This window comes from Algoriphagus machipongonensis (genome assembly GCF_000166275.1).
GTDB classification, from domain to species: domain Bacteria; phylum Bacteroidota; class Bacteroidia; order Cytophagales; family Cyclobacteriaceae; genus Algoriphagus; species Algoriphagus machipongonensis.
Genome location: NZ_CM001023.1, coordinates 2060053 through 2074322, shown reverse-complemented (window position 1 = coordinate 2074322; position 14270 = coordinate 2060053). Strand labels below are relative to the sequence as shown.

General features: G+C 35.1%; 13 protein-coding genes. All 13 read right to left on the bottom strand.

The features are described from left to right. Window positions 1-27 precede the first annotated feature (27 nt). Window positions 28-1326: a nucleotide sugar dehydrogenase gene (locus ALPR1_RS08775; protein WP_008200035.1), complete on the bottom strand. Its 1299-nt coding sequence runs from the start codon at window positions 1324-1326 to the stop codon at window positions 28-30. A 303-nt stretch (window positions 1327-1629) separates the two neighbouring features. After that, complete coding sequence (locus tag ALPR1_RS08770) at window positions 1630-3300, bottom strand: capsule assembly Wzi family protein (RefSeq protein ID WP_153231785.1); 1671 nt, start codon at window positions 3298-3300, stop codon at window positions 1630-1632. A gap of 43 nt (window positions 3301-3343) precedes the next feature. Next, window positions 3344-4204: a glycosyltransferase family 2 protein gene (locus ALPR1_RS08765; protein WP_008200033.1), complete on the bottom strand. Its 861-nt coding sequence runs from the start codon at window positions 4202-4204 to the stop codon at window positions 3344-3346. 3 nt (window positions 4205-4207) lie between these two features. Continuing rightward, window positions 4208-4975, bottom strand: coding sequence for a glycosyltransferase family 2 protein (locus tag ALPR1_RS08760; RefSeq protein ID WP_008200032.1), 768 nt, complete (start codon window positions 4973-4975; stop codon window positions 4208-4210). A gap of 4 nt (window positions 4976-4979) precedes the next feature. Next, window positions 4980-5708 (bottom strand): glycosyltransferase family A protein, encoded by a 729-nt coding sequence (locus tag ALPR1_RS08755; RefSeq protein WP_161599224.1) that lies wholly within the window; start codon window positions 5706-5708, stop codon window positions 4980-4982. 8 nt (window positions 5709-5716) lie between these two features. Beyond that, window positions 5717-6856, bottom strand: coding sequence for a hypothetical protein (locus tag ALPR1_RS08750; protein WP_153231784.1), 1140 nt, complete (start codon window positions 6854-6856; stop codon window positions 5717-5719). Window positions 6857-6921: 65 nt separating this feature from the next. After that, window positions 6922-7899 carry a glycosyltransferase family 2 protein gene (locus tag ALPR1_RS20280; protein WP_050776382.1) on the bottom strand — a complete coding sequence of 326 codons (978 nt, stop codon included), beginning with the start codon at window positions 7897-7899 and terminating at the stop codon, window positions 6922-6924. Continuing rightward, window positions 7900-8994: a Wzz/FepE/Etk N-terminal domain-containing protein gene (locus ALPR1_RS08740; protein WP_008200027.1), complete on the bottom strand. Its 1095-nt coding sequence runs from the start codon at window positions 8992-8994 to the stop codon at window positions 7900-7902. A 70-nt stretch (window positions 8995-9064) separates the two neighbouring features. Then, window positions 9065-9925: a glycosyltransferase gene (locus ALPR1_RS08735; protein ID WP_262480523.1), complete on the bottom strand. Its 861-nt coding sequence runs from the start codon at window positions 9923-9925 to the stop codon at window positions 9065-9067. Window positions 9926-9928: 3 nt separating this feature from the next. After that, entirely contained in the window at window positions 9929-11071 is a 1143-nt protein-coding gene (locus ALPR1_RS08730) for a polysaccharide pyruvyl transferase family protein (protein ID WP_008200024.1), read from the bottom strand. Between the two features lies 1 nt (window position 11072). Then, the gene (locus ALPR1_RS08725; protein ID WP_040302683.1) at window positions 11073-12131 is read right to left on the bottom strand and encodes a nitroreductase family protein; all 1059 of its coding nucleotides are present in this window, start codon (window positions 12129-12131) and stop codon (window positions 11073-11075) included. After that, the gene (locus ALPR1_RS08720; protein ID WP_040302681.1) at window positions 12128-13582 is read right to left on the bottom strand and encodes a lipopolysaccharide biosynthesis protein; all 1455 of its coding nucleotides are present in this window, start codon (window positions 13580-13582) and stop codon (window positions 12128-12130) included. Before ALPR1_RS08720 ends, ALPR1_RS08725 begins: the two co-directional genes overlap by 4 nt. A 1-nt stretch (window position 13583) precedes the next feature. Further along, on the bottom strand, window positions 13584-14228 hold the full coding sequence (locus tag ALPR1_RS08715; RefSeq protein ID WP_008200018.1) for an acetyltransferase: 645 nt from the start codon (window positions 14226-14228) through the stop codon (window positions 13584-13586). Window positions 14229-14270: the final 42 nt, after the last annotated feature.

Sequence of the window (14270 nt, the reverse complement as noted above, 5' to 3'; positions counted from 1 at the left end):
TTTGGACTCAATTTGTAAAATTATTTTTTAAAGCCTTGCGTCTATTTGTGATTTATCTAAAAAACCTTTGACGTCATAGACTACTTGATTTTCTGATTTCTGAATTGATAGACCTAAAAACTCCTTGTGTGATACTGCCAAGATAATGGCAGAATAAGCATTTAAATTAGGAGCTTGACCTCCAGAAATGATTTCAACACCATATTCCTTTTTAACTTCCTCCGAGTTTGGCCAAGGATCGTAAATATCCACTTCCATATCGAAAGATTTTAATTCAGAATAAATATCAATCACTCTGGTATTCCTAAAGTCTGGACAATCCTCTTTAAAAGTAAAGCCTAAAATAAGAACTTTGGAATCAATCACTTTCAAGTCCTTTCTCATCATCAATTTGATCACTTCGGTCGCTACATGCTTCCCCATAGAATCATTTAATCTCCTTCCAGCCAAAATGATTTCAGGGTGATAACCAACCTCCTGAGCTTTTTGAGCTAGGTAAAATGGATCTACCCCAATGCAATGACCTCCAACCAAACCCGGCTTGAATTTTAAAAAATTCCATTTGGTGCCTGCTGCCTCTAATACTTCCTGAGTATCAATTCCCAATAGATTGAATATTTTAGAAAGTTCATTGACAAAGGCAATATTAATGTCTCGTTGAGAGTTTTCTATCACTTTCGCTGCCTCCGCAACTTTTATTGAAGATGCTTTATGAGTTCCAGCAGTAATCACTTGCTTATAGAGTTGATCCACATATTCCGCTACCTCAGGAGTACTTCCAGAAGTTACTTTTAAAATCTTGGCTACAGTATGTTCTTTGTCACCCGGGTTTATTCGCTCAGGGGAATAACCCGCAAAGAAATCTATATTAAACTTCAATCCAGAAATCTGCTCTAAAACCGGTACGCATTCATCCTCAGTAACTCCTGGGTAAACCGTTGATTCGTATATGACAACATCCCCTTTTTTTAGATATTGAGCAATATTTTCGGAGGCTTTTAGCATAGGAGTCAGCACAGGACGATTATGCCTATCAGTCGGTGTCGGAACGGTTACAATATATACTTGGCAGTCCGAAAGATCTGAAGAATCCGAGGTGGGTAACAATCCAACTCCTTCTGATGGATTAAATCCTAAGACAGATTTTAATAACTCATTTTCAACTTCTAAAGTATGATCTAATCCTTCCTTCAGTTCACCAACTCTTTTTGAGTCTATATCAAAACCAACTGTGGGAAATTTTTTGGCAAATTCTACTGCTAGTGGTAGACCTACATAACCTAGGCCAATGACCGCAATTTTTACATCTTTTAGTGGAGTTAACATTTCAAAAGTAAAAGAATGAAAGATGATTTAATCAATAATATTATTAAGAGTTATAAAACAAATCCTTTTGTTAATACAGCTTCGCCCTTTCGGTCACATAAACCCAGCGAAACAAAACTAGTAGCTCTGTATTTTTTCAAAGGGAGTCAATTTTGATGTCTTTTTTCAGATTCAAAAAGCTGCTTATACCGCCTTGAAAAAGTATTTTGTTGGCACTTAATACTAAATGAGTACCAAAGTTACTCATTTGAATTTGATTGCAAAAGTAGAATCTTTTGCTGAAAAAATAGTACGCTAAACTATCTATTTCTGTAATTGATAGATCAGGCTAAAATTTCCAAAAAAGGAAAAATTATTTTTGCCATTTGGGTAATCGGAAGTACTCAGATTATCAGACTGCCATTGATAGTTGAAACCTTTGATAAACTGTGCTTTACCACTAAGTATTAGCCTGCCAAACTGCTCATCCCACAAAAACCCCAAGCTCAAATCCACCCATGGTTTTTTCTCAGGATTTTGACCAAATGCCCGATAAAAAAAATCTTGATTATTGGCTAATCTTTCCAGAAGAATGCCCCTTTTATTCATTTTTGAAACTTTGGAAATTTCGATAGTTTGAACATTGGATCCTACCCCTACTCCTACGCCTAAAGCTTCTCCTTCATTTACAAAGCCCCTTGCCAACCCATGGGTATGCCAGGTTTGGTTGCCTATCAACCCTGGATATCTATTATATCTATTGATAGACTCCTGCTGATGCGTCATTTCCGCTCGCACTTGTATGTAGGTATCTTGCTCCGGAAGTGGGAATAATTTCTGTAACCCAAAAAGATATGCTCTGGCATGCTCGGGGTTTAAGATAAAGTCTCGCCAGTCATAAGCATGGTCCCTTCTCCCCAATTCTGCATAAACTTCAACATTTGCTTTAGGAACCAAATATCGAATAGAAAGTGAGACTTGTTGATCTTGACCTTTTCCATCATAGACCACAGAGTTACCATTTTCAAATAATGTCTTTTTCTGAAACACTTCAAAAATCGGGAAATAATCATTGAAGGTTTTCTCTCTATATTTATTGTACTGCTGGAAAGTTCTATTAAAGCCTAAAAATAAATTAGGCAAAAACGAAGGATTGTAGGTGATATGAAGAGCATTTAAGTATCTCCAGTCTCCATCAAATTTTCGGAAATACCGCTGATTTAAGAAGGCATCTTGAGAAGGAAATAAGCCACTATTCTCAAGCCTACCTATAATCACCTCTGACTCAAAATTCCCCATAAAAGTCTTAAGTGGTCTGCGGGATTTTAAGGATAAATGAGGAAAACCTTCTGCATTATCACTAAAAGTGAGTGAATTGAACTGGCCTGGCCCCCACCAAATGTTTTCTGTTGAAATACCAAATTGAATAGGTCCAGCCAAAATATTTATACTTGACTGTCCCCACCATAAACGAGAAATTGGATCTTTCCCAAAACGTTCTGGATTATCACCATTATTCCAATAAAAAAAACGAGCACTTAAAACCTTTCCGGAAAAATCATTTGAAAACCCCTCGAATGCTTTGTTCTGGGAATAGGTCATTTCAGGTTGAAATTGAATTTCTAAAAAGTGAAACCTTGCATAGAAACCTGTGCTGAAATAGGTTTGAACCCCTACATTTGGAACAAGTCCTTTATTTCCCCAACCGTAGGGTCTTTTTGTATTTATTTCAGTGGTGGAAATAATAGGCAACAAGTTAAACCTTACCTTAGGGTTTTTAGGCATTGATTTACCTATCAGGTAATTAGATATCGTTTGTGAAGTGATTGAAGAATCTCTACCATCTAATCTGAAAGGTCTTAACTGAAAAGAATAGCTAGGATCAAATGATCCGAGCAATTGTTCCCTACGAAGAAATTGCTCTAATACAGGAATGTCTGAATTAAGAATTTGAGAAAAAACAACAAAGGAAACCTGGAACAGCAGCGCTGTCAAGGTTAATTTTCTTCCGAAATTCTTAGCTAACAAATCTGTTTTTTTACTTTCTTCCAGGCTTCTTCCCGAAGAAAACCCTTAAAGATTCTTCTGCTTCCACCCACCTCAGCTTTTGTCTGATTTGAAAAAAATCAAACTTCTGAGATAAATTCACCTCCGGAAGTCCTGAAATGTATTTCACATCACTGAGCCTAACTCTAAACTTCCCAATAAGTTTAAGTAGCACCATCAATTGATTGCTTCCTTTTGGTAATCTACCTCCAAACCGAATAGCCTTTACTTTCAATTCATCCCAAGAAGCTCGTGCGGGATGTGATATATTGAGTTCTTTGTGGTAGGCAATTTTAAATCCCGCATTTATTGCACGATTACAAAATTCTGAATCACCTCCTGTAAGCAATTGAGTATTAAAAGACCCTACCGCTTCAATCACAGACTTTCTTACTAGCAAATTAGCTGTCACTCCAAATTTCTCTTCCTTCACATAATATTCGTTTGGAAAAGCAAAAGTTTGGTCAAATCGAACGTATCGATTTTCCTCCTTAGCAAACAAATCAATTGATCCAGCAATCAGGTCTGATTCCGTATTTTCCAACAATTTTTTCGCTGTGGAAAGCCAGTTTGTAGAAGGGATGCAATCGGAATCAGTAAACAAGAATGATTCACCCGAGGCTATCTCAAGCCCCTTATTTCGGGCTGCATAAGACCCTGGAATTTCCTGAACAATTAACTTCAAGGAAAAGGGGTAAGAATCTTCAAGTTCGAATAAATCAGAAGCGTCATTATTTACTATGATCACCTCTACATCTTGAAAAGAGAAATCTTTTTGGTTTGCCAAAGCATAAAGGCAATTCTTTAACCTTGGTAAATCTCTATAAACGGGAATGATAACAGAAATTAGCATTTACTAATCTTTCTGCTTCTGCATTTTATTGAAATAGGTCTTGATAACCCCAAAAATTGAATAGTGTATAAAGTAATAACTTGCTTGAAAAATGGATAAATTTTCAAACTCTCGGTAAACCTTCCATTGATATCCGGCTGCTTTGAGCTTGTTTCCTGAAATGGAATCTGACCTTAACCTATATTTGGCAAGAGGTGTATTAATTCCGTATGCAAATGGAATTTCCTTTAATATTTTCAACCAAAGAGCATAATCCTGTCTCTTTGAAATGATAGGCATATAAACTTTCCCTAATACTTCAGTATCATACATCGCAGTAAGGCAACCTATAGAGCAAGTTTTTAATAAATCATTGTGATTTACTTTTTCCGGCACTTCTAAAACTCCAACTTCCTCATTGTCATTACGAAAAGTTAAATAACTCGTGTAAGTAAAAGCATGACCTTTTTCAAGCATAAAAGCAATTTGAGTTTCTAGCTTGGTTGGTTCCCATAAATCATCACTATCTAAAAAAGCGATAAACCTTCCTTTTGAAGCTTCAATCCCCCTGTTTCTGGTTAATGCAGCTCCTTTATTTTTTTCATTTTTAAGAAGATGAATTCTGGAGTCTTTCTCCTCATAGGCATGAAGTACTTCAAGGCTACTATCTGAAGATTTATCATCAATTAAGATAAGTTCCCAGTTTGTATAAGTCTGCTTTAATATCGATTGAATAGCCTCTTCGACATGTTCAATGGAGTTATGCACAGGGGTAATAATCGAAACAAGCATTATTTTATTTACTAGAATAATAACCTTGAAAAATCGCTTTCAAGCAGGCTGACAAAGATATAGTTTTATTAGGCTTGGCTAGCTGCTTTAATAAGAAAACTACTCCAAGGCCTAAATGAATAGTATTTTTATACATTCTATGAATCAAAGCACCTTTACTTCTAAAGTATTGGTAATCGAGAATCTTTCCGGAACTTTCCAAAGGATGGATAACCAGATATTCAGGAACATAATAAATTTTTAAGCCAGCATTCATTGCGTCATTTAAAAAAATAGTCTCTTCTCCACTTTTAAAATTAGCTCCAAGTCCAAAATTTTCATCAAATGAAATCCCTTTTTCTTTAACTCTATCCAAACGTATTACTATTTCAACGGAAGAAACTCTAAAAATGCTACTTCTAGTATGCCTAAAATTTTCGGAATTGTAATTTTTATAGGGTCTCCCATCCGGAGTAATAATCTTAAATGTCAGAATATCAGCATCTGGGAACTGATCAAAGGCATTTAAAATTTTTTCTTCAAACCCTTCACAATACCCAATATCATCATCTGCTATCAGGCCAATTTCAGCAGTTGAGTTTTCTATTGCTTTATTTCTGCTTTTTGAAAGCCCTCTTTCGTCAAATGATAAAAAAGTGAATTTATCTTCACGAACTTCTGTCTGGGTAGAGTTCTGGGAAATAACTAATGTTGGAATTCCTAAATCCTTGAAAGGATCCGGATTGGGATTCATAGTCGAAATTAATACTTGAATATCCATCGAAACTTAGGGAGGTAATAAGCAAGGCATTGAGCAGCAAGAAATGTCACCAATAAAGTCGCCGGGAGTCGATGTCTAACCGCTCCTAAAAGGTGAAATTCAAAAAAGGCTGACATAGCAACATACAGACCAATATATAATAGCCATAGTCCTAATTGATTCCAGTGCTTGATATAAAATAAGGAAATACTCAAGATCAATAGCAAATACAAACCATCCGCAAAATAGGCAAGCTTGGTCCAGAATGGAATGAAAATAATTACCGGAAATGGAGCCAATAAAAACTGGAAAAACAAACCAGGAAAATCCAGAAATAAGTCTAGCCAATTGGCCCAATCAACTTCTGGATAGGTAACGCCAGACTCGAAATAATTCATCCGTTGAATATTTCTGAATAATGCCAGACTTTCAGGGGAAATTGATATCCCTATAATACTTTTTGCCAGGTAATTAAGTGCTATAAATAAGAATGGGATTAGTACAATGACAATTCCTAAAATCGCCTTCTTACTCAATTTCATATTTACCACCATTTGTATCCCAATGACGATAAAGAAATAGAGTAGTAATTGAATTCGTAAAATCCCAGCTAAAACAACTCCCAAAATCAAAAAGATATTCAGTTTGTTTTTTGAGGTCATTCCATAAAAGAATAGTCCTAATGCTAAAACGAAATAACTTTCTCTTAGGGGAGTAAAGGAATATACGATTACAGAAGGTATGAAAACGGCTAAAATCAGGAATATCCGTTGAACCCAAACATCTGTTAAATGATAAGTCCTATTGAATGCTCCTGCAAGGAAAATCAAACCCAACTGGAAGAATAAGACATTGAATAAGAAGTAATTGAAAATGGATTTGAGTGATAGATTATAGATAGGAATCGCCAAAAATTTATACCCAATTTTCACCCCAATCGACTGGTTATCTGGAGTTATTCCTGTCTCCAATATGTTTGTAAATAAATTTGTATCAGGAAAAAATGGAATCAACTTAAACTTAAAATCTATCAACCCAATAGCCAAATAGAAAAGTAAAACAGCTAAAAAATGAACATTCAAATATTTGGAATCAGGCAGTAAAATTCGCTTAGCTATCATAGTCACCAGTAAATAGGCCATGATGAAATAGATAGGCAACGTCAAAAGATGCCAAAACTCCACATTTTGATAATAGGCTTTCAAATTTAGTTGTACTTGTTTTTACCGTATTTTCGATATAAAAAGTAAGAAGCGTATTTTCTTAACCTATTCGGTTTGGTTAAAATACTCTTATACATTTTCATCATAAAAATGAATTCTGAGGAAAATGCCACATCTTTTTCTCCTCCCGTTAGATCACACCATTCCTGAATTTTTTGAAGATCTTTTTGATCAAATACTTCCTCAAATCTAAATAGTAAGTAAACAAATAGCCCTTCCAGCCATCTGTAGTCTTTGGAATCCAATTCTCTCTTCATTTTAGAAGCATAAAGCATTCCTTGGTTCAAAATAAACCTCCTCTTTTCCAAAGTTACTTTCTGATGATAAAGTGATTTTCGATAAAAAGAAGTGAAGCCATCCGAATAATCTAATTTAAGAGAAATCCCTTTTGCATTTAAAGCTCTCACATGCAAGTCAACATCTTGAAACCTCAACAACTCAGGATCAAATCCACCGATTTCCACAAAAAATCTTTTAGACCATATACCGCTGCTTCCATGCCATGGAATAACATAATCCAAAAACATATTTCGATATTCAATCGACGTTAAATCCAAATCTAGATTCGAAAAAAAAGGAAAACCATCTTTAATGTCTCCAGTAAAATGAGCTGTTGAAAACACCACCAGATCCTCATTTCTTATTTTACATTCACGTAATTCCAAACATTTCGAAGAGAGCAAATCATCTGCATCCAAAAAAAGAAGATGGCTACCTCTGCATTTTTCTACACCAAAATTTCTGCAAGAGTTGGCCCCTTTTGGAAGCTCACTAGGTCTTGTAAAGCATTTAAACCTTGCATCCTCTGAGGCGAAAGCTTTGGCTAGCTTTAAAGAGTTGTCTGTGGATCCATCGTCCACTAAAACACACTCCCAATTTTCAATTGTTTGCTGAGAAACAGAGATTAGTGTTTCCTTCAAAAAATCTTCATTGTTATAAAATGGGACAATGACAGAAATCATCTAATCAATCTCGTGGTTCTGATGAAGTATCATGTATTGTCTTATATACAAGATAAAAATGAATACCAGCCCAAAAATAAAGCCCAATGCAATACAAAATGAAATGATAATCAGCAAGTTTGGAGCTACAGGTTTATTAGGAATGAAAGGTGGTTCTATCTCAGAAAATATTGGCTTTTGATTATTTAATTCAATCCTTGAACTTTCAAGCTCTTTCGCAATAGTTCTATATAGCTCAAACTTCAAATTATATTCCGCATTTAAGTTTTGCTCTCTCGCTTTCAAACTTTCCAAATACAACCCTTGGTTCCGTTCTTTGAAAGACGTCAATGCATTCTGTGCTTCTCTAAACCCTTCTTCACTTTTTTCATATTGGACTTCCAAATAATCAACATGACTTTTTTGTTTTTCTTGCAGGTATCTGGTGGCATATTCCACTAATAACTTTTTTACAAGAACTGAAAACTGATAGGATAACTTAGCTTCAGGCATGGTTGTCGTAATTAACAATAAAGTGCCTTCAGAGCTTGCTATTATGCCGTCTGCCAATTGATATAATGCATACAATTCTAATGGCTCATATTGAGTTCTAGATGTATTATTCATTACTTCTCTTTCCTTATCATCGACAATTATATTGTCTTTGAATATAGAAAACGGCCTTTTTACTGCTCTGTAAATCTTGTTATCAGGATTATTTTCAATAATATATTTATACAAAGAAACCGAATCTGGATAGAGGTCAGACTTAACTTTTGAATTCATTAAATCCTGAAGGAATGGTTTACTCTGAATGATCATTGGGTAAAGAGCCGGATCAAGGGTTCCTAGCTCACTTTGGGAACCTTGCATAGAAAGGCCTGCCACTTGAGCCAATGACCCCAAACCTCCAGCTGCATTAGCATTTTGAGATTCAACCAATAAAACTGTTTGGGTCGAATAGGAATCAGGTGTAGTAGCATAATAAATAAATCCAAACAGGACAAATAGTATTACTGACCCCACCAGAACCCTCATCTTGGCTTTACCTAACCTTACCAGATTTACTAAGGTAAAGTCATTGGTAAGTAATATTTTTTCAATTTTTTGTTTCATTGAATTAAATCAAGTTTTCTATCTAATACCTTATCCATGGTTTCAATTTAGGTCCAAAACAAATGAATATTTAAGATCTTTCTGCTGATTTTTTATTAAAGTCTAACAGTAGCATTTCTTTCATCCCCACACATTCAACATACCAAGTTGCAAAAAAAAGCTTTGTTTTTTCCATGATACTCAGCCCTTTATAAGTAAATATTGAAAGGTGAGGTCGAATGAAAAATATTGAAAAACGAAGCTTTTGTAAAGGAGAGTAGGATTTATAAAACCTAGTATACATACCTCCTATCGTACGCTTTTTCTTTTTTACTAACTCACTTATACTTTTTCTACTAGGATGTTTTACTATGACATCTTCCCCAAAAGCTATCCTAAATCCAGAGGAAGTAGCTTTTTGAGTCCAAACAAAATCTCCTCCTGACATTAAATCTTCGGGAAAAGGCCCAACAGTATTAACTACTTCTTTTTTGCAAAACAAATTGGCTGTTATACTTTGGCCTTTTTCCAACACATTTCTCCTCTGATTAAAACCAAACCTAGATTCATAAATATATGCTAAATCCCCCCCTCCTTCTGGCTTAAAAAGATTCATTTCTCCTCCAACCAAATCATATCCGGATGAAATCAAATCCATTCCTTTTTCAAGCCAATTTAATTCAGGGATGCAATCCGAATCTGTAAAAACAAATACCTCACCTTTTGCATCAATCATTCCCTTATTACGGGCTGAATAAGACCCTGGCAACATTTGATTAATTACTCTAGTATTAGAAGGTAAATTGAAATTTTCGGGAATTCCTGATTTCGGATCATTATTTACAAGGACAATTTCAAACTGGTTTTGAGGAAAAGTCTGATCAGCTAAGGACTTTAAACAGATTGCTAACAAATCCCAATTTTTGTATACCGGTATGATTACCGAAATCATCATTTAGCTAACTTGTAATTTTTCACAGACTTCATCCCACATTTTAGTCGATTTCGCCTTTTGGATTGAAGAATTTAAACTTAATTTTTCCTTTGTAGACTCTCTTTTACTTTCTAATAAAATTAGATCTGATTTAGACTTCAAAAACTCTTCCTCTAACGAGACCTCACATAATCCTTCTAAATAATCATAATCCTTAAGCAGTTCTTGATATTTATGACTCCATCCAGTTGATAGACTCGGAACTCCTTGGGCTAAGGCACTTACTAAACCATGGAATCGAGATGTAACTACAGCTTTACATGAACCTATTATTCCTTTCACCTTCAGCGGATTTTCCTCTTTTACTACCTCTAGCTTTTCCTGAAGCAAATCATTTACTTTTTGAGCTATCTCCCCGTCTTTTCTGCTCTCATGGATCAAAAAGAATGGTTTTTCTCCAGCATTTTGCAATTTTTGGATCAAAGCGGCAAGGTACGATGGGTATTGCGCATTTTTCTCAGAATCCGGAGTTTCCATCATTTTCTGATTAGGAACTATTGCAATTTTGGTCGCAAACTCATCTTTGTTATCAGGCTTAATGCCTAAAACAAGATTAGTAAAGTCTGGTGATTGCCTCAGATTTCCTAAATCTTCGATCTCTTTTAAAAATTGATAAGATTGCACATCTCGGGCAAATACAAGGTCTGCATTTTCCAAAATTGTTTTCATTTTGGACTGTAAATCCAATTTTTCAAAAGGACCAAATGCCTGAGGTAATAAAATTACTTTTTTACCTGCTTTTTTCCATTTTTGAATGTGATCAGCAGACCTTTCTCCAGCTTTCTTCGCTCCCCATTTGTCTCCAAAAGCAAACCCAGAACCATCTAGGACAGCATGAATTTCATTCTCTGACACAAGGTTTTTTGACCTTTTAGCAGATTTGGGCATGATGTCAATCAAGGGTGAAATATTCCATCCTAATTTTGAAAATTTAACCTTTCTAAAAATCCCATGACTGATTAACTTTTCATTAGGAGTACGCGAACCCGCTTCCATTACAAATTGTGCTTCTGGAATTCTTTTTTTTACTTCCTGCATAATTGCATGAAGCATTAATTCAGCTCCTTTGTTGACGAACTCAACACCTCTTAATTCAATAAACATCTTAATTGTATTTCCTTATCATATCCAATTCTCTTTTTTCTGAAAAAGCAACTTTTCCATCAGGGTCTGGATATCCAACCCCAATACACATCACTGGCCTATCAAATTCATTCAACTTTAAAAAATTTGAAATCTTTTGTTCTCTCTCTTCAATGTCTGGCCAGTTGATTGGACAGCTAGAAAGACCTAAAGTCTCTAGTGCCAACATTAATGACATATTAGCAAGAGAAGCGTCGATGTATATAAGATGTCTATCTCTTTCATCAAAATATGCATCCAAATGTCCTACAACCACTATAAATGTCTGAATAGAATGTGCGTACCCTTTTGTTCCCATTGGAAACTTCACTGCTTCCTCAACCAAATCTTTTTGATCAAATACCCTAAAGGTAAAGGGTTGCCTATTACAGGCACTTGGTGCTTGTATCGCAGATAAAATTGCTTTATCAATCAATTCCCTAGGAACTGGCTTATCCAAAAACCAACGGACTGATCTTCTTTGTTTATTTAATTTATGGAACTCATCGTAAGAAATCGTAGAATAATTCTCTAAAACCCGATGATATGGTATTGAAGCCTCTTCACATACCTCGTTTTTTTTGAGTGTATTTCTAAAAGTTAAAAACCGCTCTTTCTCTTTATCCACAATCGGATGAGATTTTACTACCTCAAAATACTCGGAAATAACATCTGTAAACCATTTAACTTGATTTCCATGTTTCTTTTCTTTTGACTTAGCCATAACACCTAAATAGCAATCCACAGTTTCTCTAAGGTATTCAACAGCAAAAACATCTCTTCTAGGCCTCATCAAAAGTCCTTTTTCCAATCGATGAGTATTTCGAACAAGCATAAAATAGTTTGCCTTATCATATTGGGAATCACGCAAGTGTTTTACCTTTCCTGCCAATACTGCTTTTGCTTCTCTCTGGAATCCTGAGTGGAAAATCGCATAATAAATCCCAGACCAAAATCTGGATTTATAAAACCAGAATGGCATTTTCTTCTTGACCAATTTGTCTTTTTCGGACCTGATCCTCCTAATGACTTTTCCTATCATTTATACGAAACTGATTTACTTAATCTTATTTCTTTGTATTGGTTTTTAAGTTCATTACCAATGAACAACCAAACTATTCCAGCATATGAGGCGAGCATAAAAATTCCACAAAAAATAAAGCTTAGACCCAATACCTGGAATAAAAATAACCCAAGGCCAATGGATACAATGATACCTGCCAAAGTTACTTTTAACGATTCAAACAAATCTTTGTAATCAATCCCTACTAATTTTTTGAGATAAATTTGGGCAATTAATACGCTCATTATTTTGTTGAACAAAATTGCATACGCAGCACCAATCAAGCCATAATAGAAAACACCAAAAGCAATAGCTGGAAGAAAAATAAAAACTGATTTTAAAAATTGAATCATAAATTCCAACTTTACTTTTCCCATTCCTCTGATTAGCACAGTATTGCTATTGACCATCATGTGAAAAATTACGGAAAGGGAAATTATTTTTAAAGGGATTATAGTTTCTATCCATTTTTCCCCAAATAAATTGATAATAATGGGTGAAGCAAGGACAAATAATACAGCCATAATTGGGTTTATTATCAAGCTATTATATTTCACCACATTTAAATAATATCGCTTTATTGAGTCTTTATCATCTTGCGCCTTACCATAGATCGGATACATAACTTTATTCATGACTGACATCAACTGACTCCTAAAAGTATCTGTCAATACAAATGCTAAAGTATAAGCTCCCAAAGAACTTGCGCTAAGCACCTTACCAATCAATAAATAATCGGCTTTGTTTATCAAGTTATTTGAAAGGTTTGTACCTGTAGTATAAATACCGAAACCGAAAATATCTTTAAAGGCTTTTTCAGACCATCTGATTTTCGGAAACCAATTCGTTGCTTTGAAGTATAGAGGGATTGCAATGATAAATGTAGCTAGTGAATTAAAAACCAAAGACCAAACTCCAGCTCCGCTAAATGCCAATATCAGAGATAATACACCTGAGGTGATAGATGAAGCATTTTCTATAAATGCTATTTTTTTAAAATTTAAAGACTTTAATAAAATAGATTTATGAACTAAGTTAATTGGGCTTGATAAAATCCCAAGCGAGAGAACAGGTATAATTTTTTCTAGAACAGGTTCCTCATAAAAATCTGCAGCAAAAGGACTTACCACAAAAACCATAAATAAATACATGATAAATGACCAGCCAACCCCTGTCCAAAAAGCTGTATCAAAATGCTCAGGTGAAAGTTTGGAATCCTTTTTTTGAACTAGTGCGGCACCAAAGCCAAGATCATTGAATACTTCAATGAAACTAGTAAAGACCAAAGCCATTCCAACCAACCCAAACTCATCTGGAAATAATAATCTCGCTAGAACAAGCTTAATGATGAAACTGAAAGACTTGTTCACTACAACTTGAACAGAATTCCAGAATACACCAGATAAAATACTTTTCTTATGACTTTTCAACTTATGTTGAGCTTTTGTCCTTGAAACTATCGATTGATTTTATTCTAGCAGGAATCCCAACTAATGTTCTAGCATCACCTTGATCCTTAGTAACTACGGCTCCTGCTCCAACCACTACTCGATCACCTATAGTTACACCCGGAAGAATAACTGCACCTGCTCCAATTCTGCAGAGTGTCCCAATTTTAGACCCTCCCAATAACATTGCTCCGGGACCTATTTCACTAAAATCTCCAACCTCACAGTCATGGTGTACATGGGCCCTAGTATTGATCAAAACTCCTTTCCCTACCCTTGTTTCAGGGCCCAAAAAAACATAAGGAAAAAGATCAAAAATATGTTTGGAATAACTCTGGTTGATTATGAATTCACCTTTTACTCCAATATGAGTACCTCCTAAAGCAATGGATTTCTCAAAGAGCGCCTTCCGAAACAATGGATTTCCTACCCCTAAAACAAATCGAGAGTCTTTCTGTAAAACTTCTTTTAATTTTTTCTCACCTAATATCAATGACTCTCCATCAGGATGATTATTCTTTTTTTCTAAATTATCATCAAAAAAATAAATTTCAGACTGGGGAATCCCCATCTGAATCAAAGAAGCCTTAACCTCTAACCCATGTCCTCCAGCACCTAAAACAACCATCTTTTAAAATTGGTCAAAACATAGTTATGCCCTTGAGCCTAT

Excerpts from the sequence above, each read along its gene's own strand:
- ALPR1_RS08725 (WP_040302683.1), bottom strand. The coding sequence starts at position 12,131 with ATGATAGGAAAAGTCATTAGGAGGATCAGGTCCGAAAAAGACAAATTG.
- ALPR1_RS08715 (WP_008200018.1), bottom strand. The coding sequence starts at position 14,228 with ATGGTTGTTTTAGGTGCTGGAGGACATGGGTTAGAGGTTAAGGCTTCT.
- ALPR1_RS08765 (WP_008200033.1), bottom strand. The coding sequence starts at position 4,204 with ATGCTAATTTCTGTTATCATTCCCGTTTATAGAGATTTACCAAGGTTA.
- ALPR1_RS08755 (WP_161599224.1), bottom strand. The coding sequence starts at position 5,708 with ATGAATCCCAATCCGGATCCTTTCAAGGATTTAGGAATTCCAACATTA.
- ALPR1_RS08730 (WP_008200024.1), bottom strand. The coding sequence starts at position 11,071 with ATGTTTATTGAATTAAGAGGTGTTGAGTTCGTCAACAAAGGAGCTGAA.
- ALPR1_RS08735 (WP_262480523.1), bottom strand. The coding sequence starts at position 9,925 with ATGATTTCGGTAATCATACCGGTATACAAAAATTGGGATTTGTTAGCA.
- ALPR1_RS08775 (WP_008200035.1), bottom strand. The coding sequence starts at position 1,326 with ATGTTAACTCCACTAAAAGATGTAAAAATTGCGGTCATTGGCCTAGGT.
- ALPR1_RS08760 (WP_008200032.1), bottom strand. The coding sequence starts at position 4,975 with ATGCTTGTTTCGATTATTACCCCTGTGCATAACTCCATTGAACATGTC.
- ALPR1_RS08740 (WP_008200027.1), bottom strand. The coding sequence starts at position 8,994 with ATGAAACAAAAAATTGAAAAAATATTACTTACCAATGACTTTACCTTA.
- ALPR1_RS20280 (WP_050776382.1), bottom strand. The coding sequence starts at position 7,899 with ATGATTTCTGTCATTGTCCCATTTTATAACAATGAAGATTTTTTGAAG.
- ALPR1_RS08750 (WP_153231784.1), bottom strand. The coding sequence starts at position 6,856 with ATGGCCTATTTACTGGTGACTATGATAGCTAAGCGAATTTTACTGCCT.